This window comes from Polaromonas sp. P1_G2, from assembly GCF_056405515.1.
In genome coordinates, this window is sequence record NZ_JBFUBY010000018.1 from 1 (window position 1) to 25,142 (window position 25,142).

General features: G+C 65.6%; 27 protein-coding genes. 21 read left to right on the forward strand and 6 right to left on the reverse strand.

From position 1 onward, the window contains the following. Positions 1–26: 26 nt before the first annotated feature. From AC1D0P_RS03635 to AC1D0P_RS03655, 5 genes are read left to right on the forward strand one after another with little or no spacing between them, the layout of a single operon-like run. Entirely contained in the window at positions 27–902 is an 876-nt protein-coding gene (locus AC1D0P_RS03635) for an amidohydrolase family protein (protein ID WP_477675442.1), read from the forward strand. Then, positions 899–1,732: an SDR family NAD(P)-dependent oxidoreductase gene (locus AC1D0P_RS03640; RefSeq protein ID WP_477675443.1), complete on the forward strand. Its 834-nt coding sequence runs from the start codon at positions 899–901 to the stop codon at positions 1,730–1,732. The genes AC1D0P_RS03635 and AC1D0P_RS03640 overlap by 4 nt, the downstream gene beginning before the upstream one ends. A gap of 43 nt (positions 1,733–1,775) precedes the next feature. Next, the gene (locus AC1D0P_RS03645) at positions 1,776–2,762 is read left to right on the forward strand and encodes a Bug family tripartite tricarboxylate transporter substrate binding protein (protein ID WP_477675444.1); all 987 of its coding nucleotides are present in this window, start codon (positions 1,776–1,778) and stop codon (positions 2,760–2,762) included. Positions 2,763–2,776: 14 nt separating this feature from the next. Beyond that, a complete protein-coding gene (locus AC1D0P_RS03650; protein ID WP_477675471.1) occupies positions 2,777–3,298 on the forward strand; it encodes a carboxymuconolactone decarboxylase family protein in 522 nt (173 codons plus the stop codon). A gap of 1 nt (position 3,299) precedes the next feature. Further along, complete coding sequence (locus tag AC1D0P_RS03655; RefSeq protein WP_477675445.1) at positions 3,300–3,920, forward strand: hypothetical protein; 621 nt, start codon at positions 3,300–3,302, stop codon at positions 3,918–3,920. A gap of 6 nt (positions 3,921–3,926) precedes the next feature. Here AC1D0P_RS03655 and pgeF read toward each other — a convergent pair whose 3' ends face one another. Continuing rightward, positions 3,927–4,706 carry a peptidoglycan editing factor PgeF gene (gene pgeF, locus AC1D0P_RS03660; RefSeq protein ID WP_477675446.1) on the reverse strand — a complete coding sequence of 260 codons (780 nt, stop codon included), beginning with the start codon at positions 4,704–4,706 and terminating at the stop codon, positions 3,927–3,929. 7 nt (positions 4,707–4,713) lie between these two features. Next, positions 4,714–5,352 carry a maleylacetoacetate isomerase gene (maiA, locus tag AC1D0P_RS03665; protein WP_477675447.1) on the reverse strand — a complete coding sequence of 213 codons (639 nt, stop codon included), beginning with the start codon at positions 5,350–5,352 and terminating at the stop codon, positions 4,714–4,716. Between the two features lie 172 nt (positions 5,353–5,524). Between maiA and AC1D0P_RS03670 the strand changes: the two genes are divergently transcribed. Beyond that, a complete protein-coding gene (locus AC1D0P_RS03670; protein ID WP_477675448.1) occupies positions 5,525–6,559 on the forward strand; it encodes an NADP-dependent oxidoreductase in 1,035 nt (344 codons plus the stop codon). Positions 6,560–6,563: 4 nt separating this feature from the next. Here the strand turns inward: AC1D0P_RS03670 and AC1D0P_RS03675 are convergent, their stop codons facing one another. Continuing rightward, positions 6,564–7,052 carry an Lcl C-terminal domain-containing protein gene (locus tag AC1D0P_RS03675; RefSeq protein WP_477675449.1) on the reverse strand — a complete coding sequence of 163 codons (489 nt, stop codon included), beginning with the start codon at positions 7,050–7,052 and terminating at the stop codon, positions 6,564–6,566. Between the two features lie 142 nt (positions 7,053–7,194). Beyond that, positions 7,195–8,139 carry a LysR substrate-binding domain-containing protein gene (locus AC1D0P_RS03680; protein WP_477675450.1) on the reverse strand — a complete coding sequence of 315 codons (945 nt, stop codon included), beginning with the start codon at positions 8,137–8,139 and terminating at the stop codon, positions 7,195–7,197. 124 nt (positions 8,140–8,263) lie between these two features. Here AC1D0P_RS03680 and AC1D0P_RS03685 point away from each other — a divergent pair, with 124 nt between their 5' ends. Both AC1D0P_RS03685 and AC1D0P_RS03690 read left to right on the forward strand, forming a co-directional pair. Then, positions 8,264–9,466 carry an MFS transporter gene (locus AC1D0P_RS03685; protein WP_477675451.1) on the forward strand — a complete coding sequence of 401 codons (1,203 nt, stop codon included), beginning with the start codon at positions 8,264–8,266 and terminating at the stop codon, positions 9,464–9,466. 11 nt (positions 9,467–9,477) lie between these two features. After that, positions 9,478–10,746, forward strand: a complete 1,269-nt coding sequence (locus AC1D0P_RS03690) for an SGNH/GDSL hydrolase family protein (RefSeq protein ID WP_477675452.1) — start codon at positions 9,478–9,480, stop codon at positions 10,744–10,746. Here the strand turns inward: AC1D0P_RS03690 and AC1D0P_RS03695 are convergent. Beyond that, entirely contained in the window at positions 10,743–11,465 is a 723-nt protein-coding gene (locus AC1D0P_RS03695; RefSeq protein ID WP_477675453.1) for a GntR family transcriptional regulator, read from the reverse strand. The two genes, AC1D0P_RS03690 and AC1D0P_RS03695, sit on opposite strands and share 4 nt — an antisense overlap. Positions 11,466–11,537: 72 nt before the next feature. On the opposite strand from AC1D0P_RS03695, the gene AC1D0P_RS03700 reads away from it, so the two are divergent. From AC1D0P_RS03700 to AC1D0P_RS03715, 4 genes are read left to right on the forward strand one after another with little or no spacing between them, the layout of a single operon-like run. After that, on the forward strand, positions 11,538–12,953 hold the full coding sequence (locus AC1D0P_RS03700) for a Rieske 2Fe-2S domain-containing protein (protein WP_477675454.1): 1,416 nt from the start codon (positions 11,538–11,540) through the stop codon (positions 12,951–12,953). Then, on the forward strand, positions 12,950–14,431 hold the full coding sequence (locus tag AC1D0P_RS03705) for a glutamine synthetase family protein (protein WP_477675455.1): 1,482 nt from the start codon (positions 12,950–12,952) through the stop codon (positions 14,429–14,431). The genes AC1D0P_RS03700 and AC1D0P_RS03705 overlap by 4 nt, the downstream gene beginning before the upstream one ends. Positions 14,432–14,457: 26 nt before the next feature. After that, a complete protein-coding gene (locus AC1D0P_RS03710; protein WP_477675456.1) occupies positions 14,458–14,781 on the forward strand; it encodes a 2Fe-2S iron-sulfur cluster-binding protein in 324 nt (107 codons plus the stop codon). A gap of 17 nt (positions 14,782–14,798) precedes the next feature. Beyond that, positions 14,799–15,101 (forward strand): antibiotic biosynthesis monooxygenase family protein, encoded by a 303-nt coding sequence (locus AC1D0P_RS03715; RefSeq protein WP_477675457.1) that lies wholly within the window; start codon positions 14,799–14,801, stop codon positions 15,099–15,101. Positions 15,102–15,172: 71 nt separating this feature from the next. Here AC1D0P_RS03715 and AC1D0P_RS03720 read toward each other — a convergent pair whose 3' ends face one another. Beyond that, positions 15,173–15,616: a MarR family winged helix-turn-helix transcriptional regulator gene (locus AC1D0P_RS03720; protein WP_477654624.1), complete on the reverse strand. Its 444-nt coding sequence runs from the start codon at positions 15,614–15,616 to the stop codon at positions 15,173–15,175. 138 nt (positions 15,617–15,754) lie between these two features. Here AC1D0P_RS03720 and AC1D0P_RS03725 point away from each other — a divergent pair, with 138 nt between their 5' ends. From AC1D0P_RS03725 to AC1D0P_RS03765, 9 genes are all read left to right on the forward strand, one after another. Further along, positions 15,755–16,954, forward strand: a complete 1,200-nt coding sequence (locus tag AC1D0P_RS03725) for a 3-hydroxybenzoate 6-monooxygenase (protein WP_477675458.1) — start codon at positions 15,755–15,757, stop codon at positions 16,952–16,954. A 25-nt stretch (positions 16,955–16,979) separates the two neighbouring features. Beyond that, a complete protein-coding gene (locus AC1D0P_RS03730; RefSeq protein ID WP_477675459.1) occupies positions 16,980–17,948 on the forward strand; it encodes a Bug family tripartite tricarboxylate transporter substrate binding protein in 969 nt (322 codons plus the stop codon). Positions 17,949–17,963: 15 nt separating this feature from the next. Continuing rightward, complete coding sequence (locus AC1D0P_RS03735; protein ID WP_477675460.1) at positions 17,964–19,346, forward strand: FAD-dependent oxidoreductase; 1,383 nt, start codon at positions 17,964–17,966, stop codon at positions 19,344–19,346. A 20-nt stretch (positions 19,347–19,366) separates the two neighbouring features. After that, positions 19,367–20,461, forward strand: a complete 1,095-nt coding sequence (gene gtdA / locus AC1D0P_RS03740) for a gentisate 1,2-dioxygenase (protein WP_477675461.1) — start codon at positions 19,367–19,369, stop codon at positions 20,459–20,461. After that, a complete protein-coding gene (locus AC1D0P_RS03745) occupies positions 20,458–21,153 on the forward strand; it encodes a fumarylacetoacetate hydrolase family protein (protein ID WP_477675462.1) in 696 nt (231 codons plus the stop codon). Before gtdA ends, AC1D0P_RS03745 begins: the two co-directional genes overlap by 4 nt. A 252-nt stretch (positions 21,154–21,405) precedes the next feature. After that, positions 21,406–21,888 (forward strand): TRAP transporter small permease, encoded by a 483-nt coding sequence (locus AC1D0P_RS03750; RefSeq protein WP_477675463.1) that lies wholly within the window; start codon positions 21,406–21,408, stop codon positions 21,886–21,888. Beyond that, positions 21,885–23,204, forward strand: coding sequence for a TRAP transporter large permease (locus AC1D0P_RS03755; RefSeq protein WP_477675464.1), 1,320 nt, complete (start codon positions 21,885–21,887; stop codon positions 23,202–23,204). Before AC1D0P_RS03750 ends, AC1D0P_RS03755 begins: the two co-directional genes overlap by 4 nt. An 88-nt stretch (positions 23,205–23,292) precedes the next feature. Next, entirely contained in the window at positions 23,293–24,345 is a 1,053-nt protein-coding gene (locus AC1D0P_RS03760) for a TRAP transporter substrate-binding protein (protein ID WP_477675465.1), read from the forward strand. A 226-nt stretch (positions 24,346–24,571) separates the two neighbouring features. Continuing rightward, positions 24,572–25,142: MBL fold metallo-hydrolase (locus AC1D0P_RS03765; RefSeq protein WP_477675466.1), on the forward strand; the 571-nt coding region annotated here is incomplete at its 3' end.

Genomic DNA, 25,142 nt, shown 5'->3' on the forward strand with positions numbered 1-25,142 from the left:
CCCGCCGCCAGAATACGGGCAGCACCATGAACACAGAACCCCTCCTCACCTACCTGCCCGAACCCTCGCAGCCGGCCTTCCGCCCGCCGCCGGGCGCTTGCGACAGCCACGTCCACGTTTTCGGGCCGGCCGCGCGTTTTCCCTTCGCGGCCACCCGTAACTTCACACCGGCCGATGCGCCGGTGGCCACCCTGTTCAGCCTGCACCGCAAGCTGGGCATTTCGCGCTGCGTCATCGTGCAGTCGGCCGTGCACGGCTTTGACAACTCGGTGGTGGAAGACGCGATTTCCGCCGGCGGCGGCCGCTACCTCGGGGTGGCGCTGGCGCCGCACGATGTGCCCGACGCGGAATTGCGGCGCCTGATGGCCGCCGGGTTTCGTGGCGTGCGCTTCAACTTCATGAAGCACCTGGGCCAGGGCGCCACGGTGCACCAGGCTGTCGCCCTCACCCATCGCCTGGCGCCGCTGGGCATGCATTTGCAGGTGCACTTTGACAGCRGCCTGATCCACGAGCTGGCCCCGGTGCTCAGGGCCTCGGCCGTGCCGGTGGTAATAGACCACATGGGCCGCGTCGATGCGCGCCTGGGCGAGGGCCATGCCGATTTCCACGCGCTTTGCAGCCTCATGGAAGACCCGCTGTTCTATGTCAAGGTCAGCGGCGCGGACCGCATCGATGCGAACCCGCCGCATAGCTATGCCCACGGCGCCGCGCTGGCGCGCCGGCTGGTCGAAGCCTTCCCTGACCGCTGCCTCTGGGGCACGGACTGGCCGCACCCCAACCATACCCACGTTCCCGACGACGGCGTGCTGGTCAACCTGCTGCCCGCCATCGCGCCCACACCCGAACTGCAAGACCTGCTGCTGGTGCGTAACCCGCAGCGCCTTTACCAATTTCCCGCATGAACACTGCCGCCCTGAACACCCACCCGCCCGTCGCCGGCCGCCTGGCCGGCAAGGTCGCCTTTGTCACCGGCGCCGGATCGGTAGGCCCCGGCTGGGGCAACGGCCGCGCGATCGCCGTGCGTTTTGCCCAGGAAGGCGCCCACATCTTTGCAGTGGACCGCGACACCGAACGCATGCAAGAGACCGTGCGCCTGGTGCGGGAAGCGGGCGGCGAGATCGATACCGCGCAATGCGACGTGACCCGGTCCACGTCCATCTCGAAAGTGGTGGCGGCCTGCGTCGCTCGCTTCGGCCGCATCGACGTCCTCGTGAACAACGTGGGCGGTTCGGCGGCCGGCGGGCCTGTGGAGATGGCCGAGGAAACCTGGGACGCGCAGATAGACCACAACCTCAAAAGCGTGTTCCTGACCTGCAASCATGTGCTGCCGCTGATGGAAACGCAGGCGGCGGGCGCCATCGTCAACATCGCCTCGACTTCGGGCCTGCGCTGGACGGGTTCGGCCCAGGTCGCCTATGCCTCCACCAAAGCCGGGGTAATGCAGTTCTCGCGCGTGGTGGCGGTGCAATACGCCAAGGCCGGCATACGCGTGAACACCGTCGTGCCCGGCCAGCTCTACACGCCCATGGTCGACGTGCGCCTGGCCAAACAGCGCACCGGCGGCGACGTCACCGCGCTGCTGCAGCAGCGCCAATCGCGCATCCCCCTGCCCTTTATGGGCGACGGCCGCGATACGGCCAATGCCGCGCTGTTCCTGGCGTCCGACGAAGCCCGCTTCATCACCGGCACCGAGATCGTGGTGGACGGCGGGATGTCGGTGCGCTGCGATTGAGAAATTTGGACATTCGGATTCACGGAGACACAAGGAAAACACCATGAGACAAAAAAGCATTCTTCGCAGACGAGCAGCCCTGCTGCTGGGCGCCGCCGTTCTGGCCCTGGGTTTTGCAGCGCAGCCCGCGCACGCGCAGGCCAAGATTACTCGCCTCGTGGTGGCCTTTCCGCCCGGCGGGCCGGTGGACTTTGTCGCGCGCACCATTGGTGAGCAGCTCGGCAAGGAGCTGGGCTCGCAGGTCATCATTGAAAACCGGGCCGGCGCCAACGGCGCGATCGCGGCCGAATACGTGGCCCGCGCCACCCCCGACGGCAGCACGATCTGGCTGACCAGCGTGGGCGCGGTGGCCATCAACCCGCCGCTCTATGAAAAGCTGCCCTACGACCCGGTGCGCGACCTGGCGCCGGTCTCGCTGGTGGCTAACAACGTCGAACTGCTGGTGGTGGGCGCCAACAACCCGGCCAACAGCGGCGCCGAATTCATCGCCAACGCCAGGCTGCGCAAGGATGGCGCRACCATGGCCTCGTCGGGGACCGGCAGCGTACCGCACCTGGCGATGGAACTGCTGGCGGATTCCACCAAGGCGCCGCTGGTGCATGTGCCCTACAAGGGCGCGGCACCGGCGATCACCGACGTCATCGCCGGCCACGTCGACGGCTTTTTCGGCGACATTCCGGGCCTGGTCGGCTTTATCAAGGCCGGCAAGCTCAAGCCCATAGGCATCGCCTCGAACCGGCGCCACCCGCTGCTGCCCGAGGTCAAGACTTTCCAGGAAATGGGCATGGCGGGCGTCGACTCGGACAACTGGTATGCGCTGTTCGCCGGCAAGGCCACGCCGGCCGCCGACATCGCGCGGCTCAACCAGGCGGTCAGGCGCGCGCTGGCCGACGAGGGCGTGCGCGCCAAGCTGCTGGCGTCGGGCGCGGAGCCCGCCGCCTCCAGCCCCGCGGAGCTGGCCCTGCTGCTCAAAAATGACACGGCCAAATGGGGCAAGGTCATACGCGCCAAGAAGATCAAACCCGAATGAGTGCCAAGGCCAACATGCGCATCTCACCCGTCACGCCCGGCACCCGGCCGGAACTGGCCGCCCTCGAGGCCGGCATCACGGCCGAACGCGGCCGCGTGTCGCTGCTCTACCAGGTGCTGCTCAACAGCCCGCCGCTGGCGCAGGGCTGGGAGCAGCTGCTGACCGCCGTGCGCAACCGCAGCACGGTGCCGGCCCTGCTGCGTGAAATGATCATCCTGCGGGTGGCGGTGCTGAACCGCGCACCCTATGAATTCGAGGCCCACGTGCCGCATGCACTGGCGGCCGGCATGCCGCCGGAAAAAATCGAGGCGCTGCGCGATCTCGGGGCAGGCCAGCAAACCGCCATGTTCTCGGCGCTGGAGCGCAACGTCATCGCACTGACCGACGCCATGACACGCGACATCGAAGTGACCGACAGCGTCTTCGACCCGCTCAAGCCCTTCTTCAACGAGCAGCAACGCGTGGACCTGGTGGCCACCGTGGCCTCTTACAACATGGTGTCGCGCTTTCTGGTGGCGCTCAGGATCGGGCACTGAGGTGAGCGAGGCGACCCACCCCACCGATGCCCTGCTGGTGCAGGCGAATGCGCCGGCAAGCCAGGCCGGCGACTTTGCCGCTTTGCTGGAGCAGTTGCGTATCAGCGCGGGGCTGGCGGCCAAACCGGCGCGTGCGGCCCTCAACAAAGACGCCGGGATTTTCTACGCCTATGTGCTCCTGGACCAGCGCACCCACCTGAGCAGCCCTGCCACGGAAATGCTCGAGTCCGACCTTCGAAAACGCTGGCCGGGCCTGCAGGAACTCAGGATTTCCAGGCTGGAACGCGTGTTCGACACCGCCGGCGCCTCTGCCGGCGCGGCGCCAGTGTTCCATTACGTCGTGGAGATGGACCCCGAGGCCGGCTGGATGCCCGAGCTGGCGGCCTGGTATGACTCCGAGCACATGCCAGGCCTGGCCAAAGTCAGCGGCTGCATACGCGCCAGCCGCTTCCTGAACCATGACCACGGCCCGCTCTCGCTGGCCTGCTACGACCTCGTGAGCGAAGAGACCCTCGGTTCACCGCCTTGGCTGGCCGTGCGCGGCACCGAGTGGAGCAGCCGCATGCGGCCGCGCTTTACCAATACCCGGCGCACCATGTTTGAGGTCTTGCCCGGAGGCTGACCAGGTTCAGGCGCGCCAGATGCAGGCGGCCATGCGCCCGGTCGTGCCAAAGCCGTTGCCGGCGGGACCGGCGTCGCGCCTGTGCGAAAAAAACCGCGAAGGATTCAGCACCGTGCACCAGGCATCGCTGCCGTCATTGCCATAAATATCGGTAATACCCATCGCTTGCAGGCGTAGCCGAGCCAGGCCCGGCAGGTCGGCCAGGTATTTGCCCGCGCTGGTGGGTGCAAACAGGCGAGCGGCTTCAGGCTGGGCGGATTCGAACGCGGCTTTGACTTCCGCGCCGACTTCGAAGGCCGAGGGTCCTATGCAGGGGCCCAGCCAGGCGAGGATGCGTGCATCGGTCTTCATCGCGGCATGCACAGACTCAAGAACGCCCTTTCCATTTTTATCGCCCGCGAGTCCACGCCAACCCGCATGCGCGGCGGCCACCATCGCGCCGTCCTCAGTCGCAAGCAGAACCGGCAGGCAATCAGCCACCATGATGGTGCAGGCCACCCCCGCCTCTCGGGTCACGCAGGCATCGGCCTGCAGGCCGTCTCCCGTGGCGGCGCCCAGCGCAAGTACTTCGCTGCCATGCACCTGCTGCAGGAAGACTGCGCGGCTACCAAGGGCCTGGCGCAGCAAAGCGCGGTTGGCGGCCACCTTGGCCGGCAGGTCGCCGACGTGGTCGCCCAGGTTCAGGCTGTCATAAGGCGCATTCGACAGGCCGCCGGCCCGGGTGGTGAACACCGCCTGCACACCGGCGGGCGCAGGCCAGTCGGGGATCAACCAATCCGCATGCACAAGGAACTCAGGCTTCGTTATCAGGGCAAGCCGAAGGCTGGGCCTTCTGGAAGGCCGGCAACGCCATGCAGGCGTCGAATGCCGCCATGGTGCGCGGCAAGCCGTCAAAGCTCACGTTGAATCGTTTGGCGTTGAAGATCTGCGGCACCAGGCAGCAGTCGGCCAGCGTGGGCGTGTCGCCGTAGCAATAGGTTGATGGCGGCAGTTGAGCCAACTGGCGTTCAAAGGCTTCCAGCCCTTCGCGGCACCAATGCACATACCAGGCGTTTTTGGCGGCTTCGTCGAGCTTGAGCTCCTTCACCAAATACTTGAGGACACGCAGGTTGTTGACGGGGTGGATTTCGCAGGCGATGGACTGGGCCAGCGCGCGCACCTTGGCTCGGCCCAGCGCGTCGGCCGGTAACAAGGCCGGCGTGGGGTGTTTTTCATCGAGGTATTCGATGATGGCCATGGACTGCGAAAGTTTTTCACCGTCGACTTCCAGCAGCGGCACCAGGGTGTCGGCGGCCAGGGCGGCGTAAGGCGGCCGCTTGTGATCGCCTTTGGCGATGTGCACGGGAATGTAGTCGTAGCTCAGGCCCTTGATCTCCATCGCGATGCGTACACGAAACGACGAAGAAGAGCGGAAATAGTTGTGGAGTTTCATCTCTAAAGCATAAACCATGGCCCCCACGCTCGTCACTTCGTGTGGCTTCAAGCTGAGCTGGTTAAGCGACCACCCTGTGGCAGGGCAATCGCCTGCGCGACTGACGCCGGGCCATGCCGCCACTACCATTGCCGCGACACCCTTCTCAACGGATTCAGCGGAGACACCTACTATGAGCGCCATCACCAGCCTGAGCAACCACCAGATACGCCTGGCCAGCCGCCCCGTCGGACTGCCCACCCGCGACAACTGGAACTTCACCACCGAACCCGTCGCCGAGCCCGGCCCGGGCGGTGTGCTCGTCAAGACCCTGTACCTGTCGCTGGACCCGGCCATGCGCGGCTGGATGAACGATGCCAAGAGCTACATCCCGCCGGTGGAAATCGGCGCCGTGATGCGCGCCGGCGGCGTGGGCAAGGTGATCGCCTCGCAGAACCCGGCCTTTGCGGTGGGCGACTACGTGAACGCCGCGCTCGACGTGCAGGAGTACTGCCTGATCCCGGCCGACCAGGTCAAGCGCAGCGGCATGTTCAAGATCGACCCGCGCCTGGGCCTGACCTCCTGGCTCAACGTGCTGGGCCTGCCCGGCATGACCGGTTATTTCGGCCTGCTGGAAGTAGGCCTGCCCAAGGCGGGCGAAACCGTGGTGGTGTCGGGCGCGGCCGGCGCCGTGGGCCAGACGGTGGGCCAGATCGCCAAGCTCAAGGGCTGCCGCGTGGTCGGCATCGCCGGCGGCAAGGCCAAGTGCGACTGGGTGGTCAAGGAACTGGGCTTTGACGCCTGCATCGACTACAAGAACGGCGACGTGCGCGCCGGGCTCAAGGAACACTGCCCCAAGGGCATAGACATTTACTTCGACAACGTGGGTGGCGAAATCCTCGACATGGTGCTGGCGCGCCTGGCGCGCGGCGCCCGCATCATCATCTGCGGCGCGATCAGCCAGTACAACAACACCACACCGGTCAAAGGCCCGGCCAACTACCTGTCGCTGCTGGTGAACCGCGCCCGCATGGAAGGCATCGTGGTGTTCGACTATGCCGACCGCTACCACGTCGGCGTGGCCGAGATGGCCGGCTACCTCAAGGCCGGGACCATGAAGAGCAAGGAAGACATCGTCGTCGGCCTGGACACTTTCCCCGAGACGCTGCTCAAGCTCTTCAACGGCGAGAATTTCGGCAAGCTGGTGCTGCAGGTGTCGACGGACTAAGAATCTACTTTCCTCCGCGCACCAGCCGCACCGCGGCGGCCGTAGCGCGCGGGGCTTCACCGGCGCTGCCGTCACTGAACCCCACAAAGGTGAAATAGCCGGGGCCGGTGCTGCTGGAAGTCCAGAAGCGGGCCACCGGCGTGGCGGGAAAGGCGTTGGGGTCTATCGCCGCCTTGTCGACGTCAGCTTCCCGTGCAGAAACGATGCTGGACAGTTCTTTGAGGATGGGCAGTCGCCATTCGGCGCCCGGCGCGGAAGCCGCCTTGGCGCGCGTGGCCGCATCGGGCTGGCTCAGGAAAGCTGCCTGCCCGGTGCAGGCCTTGCCCTTGAAGACCATGCCTTCGGCACAGCGGCGCCAGATCAGGCCGGTGCGGCTGTCGGTGACCTCCTGGCCGTCGGCGGAAGGCGTGAAACGCTCCTGCGCAAAGCCGGAGCCGGCCAGCGACAGCAGTAACAGGGCAAAACCCAGGATGCGAACAGGAATGCGGTGCATAGACATCCTCCATGGCCGGAGCGGCCCTTGTAGCCTTACGACTTGTTACCAATGCTAGGCAAGTTATGCCGCGGCAACCATAGGGAAGCTATCTAGTGGCAAGTACTGATGGGGTATTCCTGCAAGCCGCCCCCCAGGACTGTCAGGGCTGGTAATCCGGACCAACGCCGCCGGCATCGAGCACTTCCTGCGTGACCTGCTCCACCAGGAAATCCAGCAGCACGCGCACACGCGCCGGCAGGCGGCCGCCCCGGCCGACAAACACCGCGTGGATGGGCTCGCGCTCGCCCGGGTTGAGGTCCTCCGCCACCGTCACCAGGCGGCCCGCGTCAAGGTCGCGGCGGATGTGGAACATGGACATGCGGGCCAGGCCCGCGCCCGCGAGCACCAGGTGGCGCAGCGCCTCGCCGTCGCTGGCGCGCGCATAGCCGGTGATCGGCAGTTGCTGGATCTGGCCGTCCACGCGCACCGGCCAGTAATGCATGTTGCGCTTGAAGGTATGGGCCAGGCGCTGGTGCGCCTCCAGGTCTTGCAGCGTGCGCGGCGTGCCATGGCGTGCCAGGTAGGCGGGGCTGCCGACGATGAGCTGCGCCGTGTCGCCCAGGTGCCGCGCCACCAGCTGGGACGAGGCGAGCGCCCCCCAGCGTATCGCCACGTCGGTGCGCTCGTCCAGCAGGTCGACGATGCGGTCGGTCAGCGTGATGTCCAGCGAGATGTCGGGATAACGCTCGTGAAAGGCCGGCACCAGCGGCAGCAGCAGGCGGTGCGCTGTCGGCATGCTGGCGTTGATGCTGACGCGCCCGCGCGGCATGGCGCCAGCGGCCGCGCCGCGCTCGGCTTCGTCCATGTCGGCCAGCACGCGCGTGCTTTGTTCGTAAAACGTCGTGCCTTCGGGCGTGAGCTGCAGCTTGCGGGTAGAGCGGTTGACCAGCCGCGTGCCGAGGCGCGCTTCCAGCCGGGTGACCAGCTTGCTGACGGCCGAAGGCGTCATGCACAGCTGGCGCGCGGCGGCCGAAAAACCGCCTTTGTCCACCACCTGGACAAAGGCTTCCATCTCGCCGGATCGGTTGACGTCTATGCGGGGCATGGTGGGTATTCTGGCGCTGTTTATTGTGAATTGAATTCACAAATCATTGTCTCCAGGACATTCTAGTCAAGGTAGCCCTTCGTCTCCACACTAGGCGCATCCTCTTTTTTCACAGGCGACTTTCATGGATGCGCGCAAATCAACCACTTCACTTCCTCTAGGCCTGCTGGCTCTCACCGTCGGCTCCTTCGGCATAGGCACGACCGAGTTCGTCATCATGGGCCTGCTGATGCAGGTCTCCGCCGACCTCGGCGTCAGCATCGCTTCGGCCGGGTTGCTGATTTCCGGCTACGCGCTGGGGGTGGCGGTGGGCGCGCCGGTGCTGACATTGGCCACGCGCAAACTGCCGCGCAAAACCGTGCTGCTGGCGCTGATGGCCATCTTCACGCTGGGCAACCTGGCCTGCGCGCTGGCGCCGGACTATTCCAGCCTGATGGCGGCGCGCGTGATCACCTCGCTGGCGCACGGCACCTTCTTCGGCGTGGGCTCCATCGTCGCCACCGGCCTGGTCGCGCCCGAGCGCAAGGCCTCGGCGATTGCCATCATGTTCAGCGGCCTGTCGCTGGCCACCCTGCTCGGCGTGCCGGCCGGCGCCTGGCTGGGTCTGCACTACGGCTGGCGCTCCACTTTCTGGGTGGTGGCGCTGATCGGCCTGCTGGCCTTTCTGGTGCTGGCGATTTTTGTGCCGCGCAGCGCGTCGGAAAACGGTGGCGCTTCCCTGCGCCAGGAACTGGCCGGGCTGGCCCGCCCGCAAGTGATGCTGGGCCTCCTGATGACGGTGTTCGGTTTTGCCGGCGTGTTCGCGATCTTCACCTACATCCAGCCCATCCTGACCCAGCTCACCGGCTTCAGCGAGGCCGCAGTGTCGCCCATCCTGCTGGTGTTCGGCGGTGGCATCTTCATCGGCAACCTGTTGGGCGGGCGCTTGGCTGATCGCGGCCTTCGCATGTCCCTGCTGCTCACGCTGGGTGCGACTGCGCTGGTGCTGGGTGCGATGGGTTTTGTGCTGCATTCGCCGGTGGCCGCGGTGCTCTTCGTCGGCTTGCTGGGCGTGGCCTCTTTTGCCACGGTAGCGCCGCTGCAGATGCGCGTGCTGCAGCAGGCGCAGGGCGCGGGCCAGAACCTGGCGGCCAGCCTCAACATAGGCGCTTTCAACGTGGGCAATGCGCTGGGCGCCTGGCTGGGCGGCCTGGTCGTGAGCAGCTCCTTCGGCCTGGGCGGCTTGAGCTGGCTGGCGGCATCCATCACCGTCGCGGGCATCGCCGTCACGCTGTACAGCCTGTCGCGTGACAAGGCCGGGCTGCCTGTCAATGCCGTCACCTGCTGAGCCCCATCGCCATGAATATCTTTTTTAAATTCCGCGCCCTTCTATCCACCCTTTGCCTCACGCTGCTGTGCGCCGCCTGGCTTCCACAGGCGCAAGCGGCCGACGGCAGCTGGGCCCCCGCCTGGACGGCCAGCCCCCAGCCCGTCTGGGCCGGTGACTTTGTCCTGCCGCTGGGCCTTCCGGCCAGCCTGCGCGACCAGACGGTGCGCCAGGTGGTGCGCGCCGGCGTGGGCGGCTCGCGCGTGCGCATCGTGCTGTCCAACGAGTACGGCACCCAGCCCTTGCAGATTGGCGCGGCCCGCATCGCGGCGGCAGGCGACGCGGCAGGCAGCACCAACGGGCCCAGCCTGGCCTTGACCTTTGGCGGCAAAACCACGGCCACCGTGCCGGCAGGCGCGCCCCTCATGAGCGACCCGGTCGCGATGGACGTTGCGCCGCTGCAGCGCCTAGCCGTCAGCCTCTACTTTCCGCAGGCAACGCCCCTCACGACGATCCATTGGGACGGCCTGCAACCCGCGCAGGTCGCGGCGGGCAATGCGGCCGGCGCGGCAAGCGTCAAAGCTGACAGCGTGGTGAACAGCCGCCTCTTCCTGAGCGCGGTGCTGGTGGAAGCCGCGCCCGGCACACGCAGCGTGGTGGCTTTTGGCGATTCCATCACCGACGGTGCGGCCTCCACACCGGGTACGGACCAGCGCTGGCCGGATTTCCTGGCGCGCCGCCTGGCCGGCCGGAACGTGGCCGTGCTCAATGCCGGCATCTCGGGCGGCCGGGTTCTCAAAAACCATATGGGCCCCAATGCACTGGCGCGCTTCGAGCGCGACGTGCTGGGCCAGCCCGGCGTGGCCAGCGTGGTGCTGCTGATGGGGATCAACGACATCAGCTGGCCCGGCAGCACGCTTGAGCCCCAGGAGCCGGCCACACAGGCCGAGGCCCTGATGGCCGGCTACCGCCAGCTGATCACCCGCGCGCGCAGCCGCGGCGTGCGCATCGTCGGCGCCACGCTAACGCCTTTTGAAGGCGCGCTGACCATGCCGGGCTCACCGATCACGAACTACTACAGCCCAGCGAAAGACGCGCTGCGCCAGCGCATCAATGCATGGATACGCGGCAGCGGCGAATTCGATGCGGTGCTGGATTTCGACGCGGTGGCGAGCGACCCGCAAAACCCGCTCAGGATATTGCCGGCCTATGACTCGGGCGACCACCTGCACCTCGGTGATGCCGGCAACAAGGCTGTGGCCGATTCGGTGGACTTGAAGCTGCTGTTGGGCGAGCGCTAACCCCCGACCACCAGGCGCAAGCCCGGCATCAGGCTCTGCGTTTCGGCGCGCCGCTCCAGGGCCATGCGCATATTCATCTGCGCGACTTCCGTGTGCTCGACAGCCAGGGCCTGGGCGCGCGCGCCCTCACCGGCCTTGAGCGCCGCGAACAGCATGTGGTGCTGGCGGTGCGCGTAGTGCATCCAGTCACGGTCCTGCTCCAGCGTGGACTGCATGGGCAACATGGCCGAGGCGGAGGCAAAGGGCAGCTTGTCGTTGAGCTCGATGGCGCGCTGCAGGGCACGGTTGCCGCTGGCCTCCAGGATCAGCGCGTGGAAGCGGTCGTTCATGGCGGCATAGGCGGCGTAGTTCTCATAGCTCAGCGGGTTGGCCGCCAGCGCCCGGTCGCCTTCATCGAGGCAGGACTGCAGATCGAGCTGCAGCTGGCGCGACACGCCGTGTTCAGCCACCAAGCGCGCCGCCATGCCTTCCAGGTGGCCGCGCACCGCGATCGCGTCGGCCACTTCGCGCGGCGTGAACTGGCGCACCAGGTATTTGCCGGTGTCGTTGGCCTCGACCAGCCCCTCCTGCTCCAGCGTGACCAGCGCGGCCCGTACCGGCGTGCGCGAAGCTCCCAGGCGCTCGGCCAGTTGCTGCTCGGCCAGGCGCTGGCCGGGCTCSAACTCGCCACGCAGGATCAGGTCCCGCAACTGCATCAAAACGGTTTCTTGCAAGTTCATGGCGGTGAATGTACACTGAATTTTAATTTTGGGATACCGTTTCAAGGTTTATCCTGCACTATAAGGCCACGCATGAATGCCGAACAAAACGAACTGCTGACCCGCATCACCGCAGGCACGCCCTGCGGCCAGCTGCTGCGCCAGTACTGGCAACCCGCCGCGCTGGTGGACGAGTTCAACCCGGCGCTGGACCCGCGCATGGAAATCCGCCCGGTCAAGGCACTCAAGCTGTTCGGCCAGGACCTGGTGCTGTTCAAGGACGCCTCGGGCGCCTGGGGCCTGCTGGACCGCGACTGCGCCCATCGCGGCGCCGACCTGTCTTTCGGACGGCGCGAAAGCCTGGAACAAGGCGGCGGCCTGCGCTGCCCTTTTCACGGCTGGAAATTCGCGACCGACGGCCGCTGCCTCGAAACACCGGCCGAGCCCACCGGCAGCAAGCTGTGCGAACGCATACGCCAGCGCAGCTACCCGGTCGTCGAAAAAGCCGGCGTGCTGTTTGCCTGGCTGGGCGACGAAGGCAGCACACCGCCGCCCTTCCCCGCGTTCGACTGCTTCACCGCGCCGGCCACGCACAGCTTTGCCTTCAAGGGCCTGTGGAACGCCAACTGGCTGCAGGCCTTCGAAGTCGGCATAGACCCTGCCCACCCGTCGTTCCTGCACCGTTTTTTGCAGGACAACCCGCTGGACGAAATCGGCCAGAACCCGGCCGGCAAGCAGTTCCGCAGCGCCAGCGCCGGCAGCAAGGATGGCGAGCAGTGGCCGATGACGCGCATCATGCGCGAGTTCGCCCAGCCCGACATCAGCTTCGAGAATAAGCCCTGGGGCATGCAACTGACCGCGCTGCGCGCCATGACCGACAAACTGACCCACGTGCGCGTGACCAACGCCATCTTCCCGGCCACCTTTGTGATCCCGCTGTCGGAGACCATGACCATCACCCAGATGCATGTGCCGGTGGACGACACCAACACCTACTGGTACACCTTCTTCACAAGCTTCGCCGGCCCGCTGGACCGGGAAAGCATGCGCGCGCAGCGCCAGCAGTTCATCGCGCTGCCCGACTACATCCCCAAGGCCGGCCGCCACAACGGCTGGGGCTTCAATGCCGAAGAGCAGATGAGCAGCACCTACCTGGGCATGGGCGAGGAAGACATCAATGTGCACGACCAGTGGGCGGTGGAAAGCATGGGCGCCATCCAGGACCGCACGCGTGAGCACCTGGCCACCTCCGACAAGGTCATCATGGCGAACCGGCGCGTGCTGCTCAAGGCGATCGAGACCGTGCAGAACGGCGGCGTGGCGCCCGGCATCGCCGACCCCGCGCAGGCCGGGATGATCACCGGCCCCGACACGGTGGATGGCATCGCGCCGGCCGGCGAGTGGGCCCAATGGTGGCAAAGCACCGCCCGCGCCAAACGCGAGGGCGCGCCCTGGCTGGATGCGGGGACCGCCTCGTCCACTCCCGCCGACACCGCAACACAATCATGAGCTTCGCGGCGCAATGCGGCGTAAACGACGCCGCGAGGCAGGCCGCGCAGGCCGAGGCCGTGCGGCGCATCGAGGCCGGCGGCCTGGAGCTGGTGCGCTTCGCCTGGTGCGACCTGCACGGCATGCTGCGCGGCAAGACGCTGGTGGCGGCCGCCGCGGCGCAGGCCATGGCCGACGGTGTTGGCATGGTCAGCACGCTGCTGCTCAAGGACACGGCCGACCGCACCGCTTACAAAGTGTTCGAAGCCGGCGGCGCGGCCGGTTTGCCGGGCTTTGAATTCGGCGGCAACGTGATGCTGCTGGCCGACCCGGCCAGCCTGAAAGAATTGCCCTGGGTGGAGAAAACCGGCTGGCTGCAGTGCCAGCCCTGGTTTCCCGATGGCAGCCCGGTAGAACTAGACACGCGCCGGGTGCTGCAGAACGCGCTGGCAAAACTGGCGCAAGCCGGCTACGGCATGAAGTGCGGGCTGGAGATCGAGTTCCACATCTACCGCATCACCGAGGGAGGACTGCAGCCCCAGCTGGACCCGGAACTGGCCGGCTGGCCCGGCCTGCCGCCCGAGGTCCGCATGATCCACCCCGGCTACCACCTGCTGTCCGAGCAATGGGCGGACATGGCCGAGGAACCGCTGCGCATCGTGCAGCGCACGGCGCAGGCGCTGGGCCTGCCGCTGCTGTCGCTGGAAATCGAACTCGGCCCCAGCCAGGTCGAGGCGGTGTTCGAGGCCACCGACGCGCTGGCGGCCGCCGACAACATGGTGCTGTTCCGCAGCGCGGTCAAGCAGGCCCTGCGCCGCGCCGGCTACCACGCAACCTTTATGTGCCGGCCGCCCTTTCCGAACATCATGTCCAGCGGCTGGCATCTGCACCAGTCGCTGGTGGACCTGACAAGCGGCGCCAACCTGTTCAAGCGCGCCAGCCCCACGGCCGGCACGACGCCTTCGGACGCGCAATACACGCTCTCGGAAACCGGCGAACATTACCTGGCCGGGCTGCTTGCCCATGCGCGCGGCATGACGGCTTTCTGCACGCCCACCATCAACGGTTTCGGGCGTTTCCGGCCCAACGCGCTGGCGCCGCAATCGATTTTGTGGGGCCGTGACAACCGCGGTGCCATGCTGCGGGTGGTCGGCCAGTGCAACGACAACAGCACGCGCATTGAAAACCGCCTGGGCGAGCCCGCCGCCAACCCCTACCTCTACCTGGCCTCGCAAATCCACGCCGGGCTGGACGGCATCGCGCGCCGCCTCAAGGCCCCGCCAGCCACCGACGCACCCTATGGCGGCAGCGCCGACAAGATTCCCACCAGCCTGGGCGAGGMGCTGGATGCACTCAAAGCCGACGCCGTGCTGGCAGCCGCCTTCGGCGATACTTTCATCGGCCACTTCACCCATATCAAGCAGGCCGAAATCGCCCGCCATGCCGACGCCGAGGACAAGGACGACTGGCAAAGGCGCGAATACTTCAGCCGCATCTGACGGCCCAACAGGCCACCGCACACTTCATGATCACCCTTCATTTCATCGCGGCCGACGGCCGCACCACCGAGGCCAAAGGCAAGCCCGGCAAAAGCCTGATGGAGGCGGCCGTGGCGGCCGGCATTGAGGGCATCGCCGCCGACTGCGGCGGGCTGTTGACCTGCGCCACCTGCCACGTGCATGTGCGGGAGCCCTACGCGTCCAGCCTGCCGCCGCCCGACGGTGAGGAGCTGGGCATGCTGGAATTCACCGCCGCGCCGCGCAGTCCCGCCAGCCGCCTGAGCTGCCAGATCAAGCTCACGCCCGCGCTCGACGGATTGACGGTAGAGTTGCCGGTCACCCAGTATTAACAAGGACAGGAAGCTTCATGATTCTCGAACTCGCCGACATCCGCATCCACCCCGGCCAGCAGGCCGCTTTTGACGAAGCCATACAGCGCGGCCTCCGCGAAGTGATTTCCAAGGCCAAGGGCTTCCAGGGTTTCAAGGTCAACAAAGGCATTGAAAGCCCTGAGCGCTACATCCTGCAGATTTTCTGGGATACGCTGGAAAACCACACCGTCGACTTCCGCCAGTCGCCGGCCTTCGCCGACTGGCGCGCCATCGTCGGGCCGTTTTTCGCCGGCGCGCCCACGGTGGAACATTTCGACCTGGTCGCCAAATCGGCCTGAGGTTGGGTCGGACTCCATAAAAAACGGGGCTTGAAGCCCCGTTTTTTATTGGCCCACGGCCTGGTCGCCGTCTACCTGCCGTCGTTCTCGTGGCCGGTCACCAGCTTGGCCAACAGCTGATTCAGCTGCACCCGCTCGTTCTCGTCCAGCGGGGCCAGGATGCGCTGCTGGGTCTTGCCGACAGCGCGCTTCATCTGCAGCGCGACTTTTTCGCCTTCGGGCGTGGTCCACAGCAGCTTGCGGCGCTTGTCGGAGGGGTCGGCCTCGCGCTTGACCCAGCCCTTGGCTTCCAGCCGGCCTATCACCGAGCCGAAGGTGGCCGGGTCAAAAGCGACGCGGCCCGACAGCGTGATCTGGTCTTCGCCGGGGTCGTCCATCAGGGCGTTCAGGATGGCAAACTGCACCGGCGTGGCGTCAAAACCGGCCGTTTCCTCCATGAAGATCGCCACCGCAAGCTGCTGCGCGCGGCGGATCAGGTGTCCGGGGGCTTCGCTGAAATTAAAAGTTTTGGCCATGCGCGGAGTTTAACGGGCAGCTTTGCAATTCAGGGTATCTACTAGGCTGAATTATTAATAAGTATACTTATCATAACCACATTAAAACCCGGTTTTCCACCCGTTTCCCCGGCTCCCACCTTACCCATCCTCTCACATATGGCACAAACRTCCCCACTCCCTCTCCTCATTTCGGGCGGCGGCATTGGCGGGCTGGCTGCGGCCATGGTGCTGGCCCAGGACGGCCACCGTGTGACCTTGTTCGAGCAGGCCGCGAGCTTCGGCGAAATCGGCGCCGGCATCCAGCTGGGCCCGAACATCTTCCGCATGTTCGACTACCTGGGCCTGACAGAGGCCATCAACCGCGTGGCCTTCTTCCCGACCGGCCTGGGCATGAACGACGTGCGGACAGGTGAAAAAGTCGTGCGTGTCCCGCTGGGCGACATGGCCCGTGCGACCTACGGTTTCCCCTATGGCGTGATTTACCGCGCCGACCTGCACCAGGTCTTCCTGGACGCCTGCCGCGCACAGCCCAACATCACCCTGCGCACCAGCGCCAAGGTGGAGTCGTTTGACCAGACGGCCGACGGCGTGACGGTGCGGCTCGAAGGCGGTGAAACCGTCGAAGGCAGCGCGCTGATAGGCGCCGACGGCATGTGGAGCCGCATCCGCGAAGCCGTGGTCGGCGACGGCAAGCCGCGCGTCTCGGGCCATATCGCCTACCGCGCGGTGCTCAAGCGCGAGGATGTGCCGGCCCATTTGTGGAGCGACGACGTGCTGCTCTGGGGCGGCGAGAAAACCCACCTGGTGCACTACCCATTGCGCCGCGGCGAGCTGTTCAACCTGGTCGCCGTGTTCCACAGCAATAAATACGACGAAGGCTGGAACACCTTCGGCGACACGGCCGAACTCAATGAGCGCTTCGCCGACGCCTGCCCGCAGGTCAAGGAACTGCTGGGCAAGATCGAAACCTGGAAGATGTGGGTGCTGTGCGACCGCGAGCCGGTGAAAAACTGGACCGACAGGCGCGTGACCCTGCTGGGCGACGCGGCCCACCCCATGCTGCAGTACCTGGCCCAGGGCGCCGGCCAGGCCATCGAGGACGCGGTGGTCATGCGCGAGGCGCTGCGCCATACCCGCGGCGACGTGCCCAAGGCCTTCCAGAAATACCAGCAGGCCCGCTACCTGCGCACCGGCCGCGTGCAGCTGACCGCGCGTTTTTATGGTGATATTTACCATGCGGCCGGCGTGCAGCGCGAACTTCGCAACCAGATGTTCCAGAGCGGCACCGAAAGCGCGGGCTTCGCGGGCCTGAAGTGGATGTACGACGGAATCGAGCCGTCAAAACTGTTCCAATGACGCTTTTAAAGTTTCAGGGACCGTCATGAAGCCTTCCGTTGCCTTGTTTTCCGCCGTGTTTTTCGCCGTTTGCGCACATTCCGCTGTGGCAGCCGCGCCCGCCGCCTGGCCGACAAAACCGGTGCGCATCCTCGTGGGCTTTCCCGGCGGCTCCACCCCCGACATGGCGGCGCGCACACTGGCCGAACCGCTGAGCCGCGCGCTCGGCCAGCCGGTGGTCATCGAGAACAAGCCCGGCGCATCCGGCAACATCGCGGCAGACCAGGTCGCCAAGGCCACCGACGACCATACGCTGGGTGTCGTCATCAACGGCAACCTGACCTCGGCCAAACTGCTTTACCCCAAACTGCCTTACGACCCGGCCAAAGACTTCACACCCATCTCGCTGCTGGCCACCGCGCCGCTGGTGCTGGTGGCGCCAGCGAACGAGCCCAGCGGCGCTGAGTTCTTCACGGCCGCACGCCAGGGCAGCAGCCGCTGGAACTACGGCTCGGTCGGCAACGGTTCGGTCGCGCACCTGGGCATGGAGCTGCTCAAAAGCCGCATGCCTGGCCTCACACCCGTGCACGTGCCCTTTGCCGGCAACCCGCAGGTGGTCACCGCCATGCTGGGCGGCCAGATCCAGATGGCGCTGATCCCGCCGGGTGTGGCCATGCCGCATGTGCGCTCGGGCAAGCTCAAGGCCATTGGACTGGCCGGCGGGCGCTCTTCGCTGGTGCCCGAAGTGCCGCCGCTGGCCGATGCCGGCGTGGCCAATGTCAACCTTGAAGTCTGGACGGCGCTGATAGGCCCGGCTGGCTTGTCCAAAGCCGCGCAGGCGCGCCTCGCACAGGAAGTGCCGCGCATCATTCGCGATGCCGACACGCGGCAAAAGCTCTTCAACCAGGGCTGGCAGGCCGTAGGCACCTCACCCGAGGGCCTGAAAAGCCGAGTGAAAGACGAGGCAGCGATCCTGGGCAACATCATCCAGACGCGCGGCATCAAGCTTGAATAAGGAGTTGAAAAACCCATGACCTCCATCACCGAACCCGCACGCAGCCTGCCCGTTTACGGCGAGTTCGACGTCGTCGTAGTCGGTGGCGGGCCTGCCGGCCTGGCCGCCAGTGTCAGCGCCGCGCGGCACGGCGCACGCACCCTGCTGGTCGAGCGCTACGGGTTCCTCGGCGGTATGGGCACGGCCGGCGGCGTGACCAATTTCGCGGGCCTTTACGGCCGCAAGAACGGCCAGATGCGGCAGGTGGTGCGCGGCGTCGCCGACGACCTGCTGCAGCGCATTGACGCCCTGGGCGGCCTTAATGCACCGCAAGACGGCATGCAGGGCCGCATACGCGTGCGCTCCTATGATGTGTCGGCCTACAAATGCGCGGCCGACCAACTGCTGGTGGCGGCAGGCGTAAACATCCTCTTCCACGCCTGGGCCGCGGCGGTGGTGATGGAGGGCGAGCGCATCAGCGCCCTGGTGGTGGAAACCAAATCCGGCCGCCAGGCGATACGCGCTACGCGTTTTATCGACTGCTCAGGCGACGCCGACGTGGCGAACTTCGCCGGCGTGCCTTTCGAGCTCGGCGATGGCCACGGCAGCGCGCTGTTTCCATCCACCATGTTCCGCGTCGGCCATGTCGATGCATCGCGCGCGCTGGCCGCCGTGGGAGAGTTCAAGGCCATCAACACCCTGATGGCCGAAAGCCAGGCGCGCCATCCGGGCCGCTACAAATTCCCGCGCGAAGGCGCGATCCTGCGCCCGCAAAAGAACCCAGCCGAATGGCGCGCCAACGTCACGCAGATCCGCAACGCCCAGGGCACGGCCATGGACGCCACCGACGCGCGCCAGCTCAGCGAAGGCGAACTCGAAGGCCGGCGCCAGATCACCGAATACTTCCGCTTCCTGCGCGATGAAGTGCCGGGCTTTGCGGATTCCGCCATCGTGGACATCGCGCCCCAGGTCGGCATACGCGAGACGCGGCGCATCCAGGGTTTGTATGCGCTGAGCGGCGAAGACATCCTCTCATCCGCGCGTTTTGACGACGCCATCGGCATCAACGCCTGGCCGATGGAGCTGCATGCCGACGGACGCATCGACTGGAAATTTCCGCGCAATGTGGAAGCACCGCAGGGCCGCGCCTACAACGAGCTGCCCTGGCGCATGCTGGTGCCCCAGGGTGTTGCCAACCTGCTGGTGGCCGGGCGCTGCGCCTCGATGACGCACGAGGGCCAGTCGGCCGCCCGCGCCAGCGGCGGCTGTTTTGTGATGGGCCAGGCGGCGGGCACGGCGGCGGCCATGCCGGGTGCGAGCCGGACTTTTGCCGACACCGACGTGAAGCAGTTACAGCAGTTGCTCACGCAGGACGGCGTGTATTTCGACGACAACAACGACAACGACGGCGATCTTTAACCCAAGAAGGATACCTGCCAATGGACATGACGCCCCCTCCCGCCCCCGGCCAGCCCGCGGTGCCCAACGGCGCCGCGCGCAAGGCTTTTTATGACGCCATTTCAGCGCACAGCATGACGCCGCTCTGGGAAGTGCTGCACGCGCTGGTGCCGCCATCGCCCAGCACGCCCTGCCAGCCGGCGCTGTGGAAGTACGCCGACGTGCATCCCTTCCTGATGCAGTCGGGCCAGTTGATCACCGCCGAAGAAGCAGTGCGCCGCGTGCTGATCCTGGAAAACCCCGGCCTGCGCGGGCAGTCCTGCATCACGCAGTCGCTTTATGCGGGCCTGCAGGTCATCATGCCGGGCGAAATCGCACCCAGCCACCGCCACACGCAAAGCGCGCTGCGCTTTGTCGTCGAAGGCCACGGCGCCTTCACCGCCGTCGACGGCGAGCGCACGCTGATGAAACCCGGCGACTTCATCATCACCCCGAGCTGGACCTGGCACGACCACGGCCATGAAGGCCGCGTCGAATCCGATAAACCGGTGGTCTGGCTGGACGGCCTGGACATTCCCATGCTGCGTTTCTTTGACGCGGGTTTTTCCGAAAACGGCGGCTCCAAGCAGCAGGAAGTCACCAAGCCCCTGGGCATCAGCAGCCACCGCTACGGCGCCAACATGCTGCCGGTGCGCTACGACGCGCCCTTCGGCCAGACCTCGCCCATCTTCAGCTACCCCTACGAGCGCACSCGCGAGACCCTGCACCAGCTGGAGACGCATGCCGACGTCGACGCCTGGGATGGCGTCAAGCTGCGCTATGTGAACCCGGCCACCGGCGGCTCGCCCATGCCGACCATGGCGACCTTCATGCAGCGCCTGCCGGCAGGCTTTGCCGGCAAGCCCTGGCGCCAGACCGACGGCGCGGTGTTCAGCGTGGTCGAAGGCTCGGGCACCGTTCACATCGAGCGCAACGGCGAAACCAGGGTTTTCGAGTTCGGCCCGCGCGACCATTTTGTGATTCCGTCGTGGCACACTGCGCAATTGCGTTCGGCGCAAGGTTGTGTGCTGTTCAGTTTTTCAGACCGCCCGGTGCACCAAGCCCTGGGCATACACAGAGAAGAAAGGTTGTCATGAGTTTTGWCATCACCCCACCCGCCACGGTGTCCGTTCCCGTCACCGGCACGAAAGAGCGGTTTCCGGTTCATCGTATTTACTGCGTGGGCCGCAACTACGAGGAGCACGCCAAGGAAATGGGCTTCACCGGCCGCGAGCCGCCCTTCTTCTTCCTGAAGCCCGCCGACGCCATCGTCGCAGTGGATGCCGGCAGCACCGGCACCATTCCCTACCCCAGCCTGACCAAAAACCTGCACCATGAGATCGAACTGGTGGTGGCGATCGGCACGGGCGGCAAGAACATCAAGGCCGCCGATGCGCACAAGCACATCTACGGTTACGCCGTGGGCCTGGACATGACGCGCCGCGACCTGCAGGGCGAGATGAAAAAACAGGGCCGCCCCTGGTGCATCGGGAAGGCCTACGACCACTCCGCGCCCATCGGCCCCATCACGCCCGTGGCCCAGGCCGGCGACGTAAACAACGCCGAGCTGTATATCCAGGTGAACGGTACGGACCGCCAGCGCAGCAATGTCTCCAAGCTGATCTGGAACATCGCCGAAACCATAGAGCACCTGTCGGCCGCCTGGGAACTGCAGCCCGGCGACCTGATTTACACCGGCACGCCTGAAGGCGTGGCGGCGGTGGTCTCGGGCGACACCATGGTCGGCAGCGTGGCCGGCCTGGGCACGCTGACCGTCAAGGTCGCGTAAGTCCATAAAGCTCCATGCCCTCGCCCTCACGCAGGCGGGAATGCGGCATGGACAAGGACAACCGGCCGCCCTGCGCGGCCGTTTTTTATGGGCGGGTGGTTTGCGCGATGAACGCGCATCTGTTTTAATCACCGCGCAAATACCCGGGCAGCCTCGGGGTAACCCACCTGCCCGGATCAAGCCGCAGTTCTGATAATCGGCCATGCGGTTTGGGGACTCCCCGAGACCACGTTCGCTTTTCGGAGATCTTTCTTGAAAATCCTTGAAAACCTGTCAAAGCTGAGCGCCATCCTAGCCGGGCTGCTGATGACAGCGATCACGCTGCTGACCTGCGTCAGCATCATTGGCCGCGAGACCTTGGGCAAAACCGTTCCCGGCGACTTTGAGCTGGTCGGCCTGGCCACCGGCGCGGCCGTGGGCCTGTTCATGCCTCTGTGCCAGTTGCAACGCGGCAACATCATCGTCGACTTTTTTACCGCGCGCGTGCCGCATCGCGTCAATACGCAACTGGACCGGCTGGGAGCCCTGCTCCTCGGCCTGTGCTTTGTGCTGCTRGCCTGGCGCGCCGGGCTCGGCGGCCTGAACTCGTGGCAAACCAACTCCAGCACCATGCTGCTGGGCGTTCCGGAGTGGTACGCCTACGTCACCATGGTGCCGGGCTTTTTGCTAACTGCGGTGATTGCCCTGCATCAGGCGGTCTTTGGTTTCCGGGCCGAGCCGGAGATTCCGGCATGAGCGGCCTTTCCATCGCGGGCTTCGTCCTCGTTCTGATGTTCGCACTGATGGCATTGCGCACCCCGATCGCCATCAGCATGTTCCTGGCAGGCTCCGTGGGCTATGTCATGCAGACCGGCTGGGGCCCGTTTGCCAACTTCATGAACAGCATGGCGTTCGCGCGCTTTGCCAGTTATGACCTGTCGGTGATCCCGCTCTTTATCCTGATGGGCCAGTTCGCAACGCAAGGCGGCATCAGCAAGTCCCTGTTCGAGTTCACCGCCGCCATCACCGGCCGGCTCAAGGGCGGTCTGGCCATGGCCGCCGTGATGGCCAGCGCGGCTTTCGGCGCGATTTGCGGGTCATCCGTCGCCACCGCCGCCACCATCACCGGTGTGGCCTTGCCCGAAATGAAACGCCACGGCTATTCTGGACGCCTGGCCACCGGCACGCTGGCCACCGCCGGCACGCTCGGCATCTTGATCCCTCCGTCGGTGCCGCTGGTAATTTACGCCATCCTGACCGAGCAGAACATCGCCAAGCTGTTTCTCGCCGCCACCATCCCCGGCATCCTGGCGATGCTGGGCTACATGCTGGTGATCGCCGTCTACGTGCGTGTGGTGCCGGGCCATGCGCCGGAGGTCTTGAAAAACCCGCCAAAAATGAATACACGACTGATCATTGGGCTGGCACCGATTGCCGCCGTGTTCACGCTTGTTTTTGGTGGCATTTATGGCGGCTTCTTTTCGCCAACCGAAGGCGCGGCCGTGGGTGCGGCCACGGCCTTCCTCGCGGCGCTGGCCAAGGGCGAGATGACCTGGGAGAAGTTCAAGCATTGCTTTTACGGAACCGCCACCAGCTCAGCCATGATTTTCCTGATCTTTATCGGTGCCGACATCATGAACTCGACGCTGGCGCTGACGCAGATACAGCACCAGTTGGTCGGGCTGATCGCCAGCTGGAACCTGGCGCCGATCTGGGTCATGGTCGCCATCGTGGCGCTGCATCTCCTGCTGGGCATGGTGACCGAGGAGCTTTCCATCATCCTGCTGACTATCCCGATCTTTTTCCCGGTCGTGATGGGCCTGGATTTCGGCATGCCCAAGGAGTCGCTGGCCATCTGGTTCGGCATCCTGATCCTGATGGTGGTCTCCTTCGGCCTCCTGGTTCCGCCCATGGGGCTGAATGTTTACGTCGTCAACGGCATGGCCAAGAACGTGCCGCTCAGCGAAAGCTTTCGCGGCGTGCTGCCTTTCCTCGTCAGCGACCTGATCCGCATCGTGCTGATGCTGGCCTTCCCGGGCATTGCCCTCTGGCTGGTGAAGTTCATGAATTGACCTCCCCGCCGCATTCAAGGGAATTCACCGGTTCAGCCTGTCCGGGTTTCGTATAACGTCGAATCATCTTTTATCCACGGAGACTTCCATGATCCACCGCCGCACACTTTTGAAGACCGGCGCCGCCGCCGCCCTGGGCGCGCCGACGCTCTCCAGCCTGGCCCAGCAGGCCGTGACCCTGAAATTCCACACCTTTATGTCGCCGACCTCCAACGTCTGGCTGGCCATGCACAAGCCCTGGATGGAAAAAGTCGAAAAAGAATCCGGTGGCCGCATCAAGTTCGAAGGCTATCCCGCCATGCAACTGGGCGGCACGCCCGTGCAGCTCTACGACCAGGTCAAGGACGGCGTGGTCGACGTGGTGTGGACCCTGCCCGGCAACACCGCCGGCCGCTTCCCCCGCATCGAGGTGTTTGAGCTGCCTTTCATCATGTCCAATGCCGAAGCCACGTCCAAGGCCTACTGGGAATATGTGCAGACGATGGCACCCGACGAATTCAAGGACACCCAGGTACTGGCGCTGCAGGTGCACGGCCCCGGCGTGATCCACACGGTGGACAAGCCCGTCAAGTCCATCGCCGACATGCGCGGCCTCAAGCTGCGCGCGCCCACCCGCCAGGTCACCAAGCTCATGGGTGTGCTGGGCGCCACGCCGGTCGGCATGCCGCTGCCGCAGATCCCCGACGCGTTGAGCAAAGGGACCATCACCGGCTGCGTGATTCCCTGGGAAGTCGTGCCTTCGGTCAAAGTCAACGAGCTCACCAAGTTCCATGCCGAGTTCGACCCCGCCGGCGGTAGCCTCTACACCACCACTTTTGTGATGGCGATGAACAAGGCCAAGTACAACTCGTTGGCGCCCGACCTCAAGAAGGTGATCGACAACAACTCCGGCATGGCCACCTCGGCCTGGATGGGCAAGGTGCAGCAGGGCAACGACGTCCCCGGCCGCAAGACCGCCAGCGACCGCGGCAACACGATCTACACCGTGAGCGCGGCCGAAGCCCAGGAGTTCCGCCGCAAGTCACGCACGGTGGAAGTCGAATGGGTGGAAGACATGAACAAGAAGGGCTTTGACGGCAAGAAGCTGCTCGACACGGCGCGCGGCCTGATCGAAAAGCACACCAAGACGACCAAGGCCTGACCCCAGGCCGCGACAAGACAAAAACCGGGCCGAGGCCCGGTTTTTTCGTTTCAGCGCCCGAGCCAAGCCATTAACAGCAGTCGGCCGCCCCGAGGATGCCTTCTGCGAGTTGCCCATCCGCGAGCAGGGGATTGCCCAAAGCAGCGCGCAAAAAACTCGCCCAGCGCCTACATTCACACGCGCTCCGACATCATTCACAACACAGCAACAACACAAGGGGAACTCCATGTCGCGTCCTTTCACTTTCAAGCACCTCGCCCTTAGCGTCCTGCTGGCCGGCACCGCGCTCAGCGCCTCCGCCGCCGGCCCCATGGTCAAGACCCAGGCCCCGGGCTATTACCGCGTCATGCTCGGCGACTTTGAGGTCACCGCGCTGTCGGACGGCACCGTCAAGCTGCCCGTCAAAGACCTGCTGACCCGCACCACCCCCGCCAAGGTCGATGCGGCTCTGAAGCGAGCCTTCCTGCCCGACCAGGTGGAAACCTCGGTCAATGCCTACCTCATCAACACCGGCAGCAAGCTGGTGCTGATAGACACCGGCGCCGCCGGCCTGTTCGGGCCCACGCTGGGCAGCCTGCAGGCCAACCTCAAGGCAGCCGGCTACCAGCCCGAGCAGGTCGATGAGATCTACATCACCCATATGCACCCCGACCATGTGGGTGGCCTGGTGACAGCTGGCGCCGTTGCTTTCCCCAACGCCATCGTGCGCGTGGACAAGRCCGACGCCGACTTCTGGCTGGACGAAGCCAAAATGAAGGCCGCACCCAAAGAATCGCAGGGTTTCTTCCAGGGCGCGA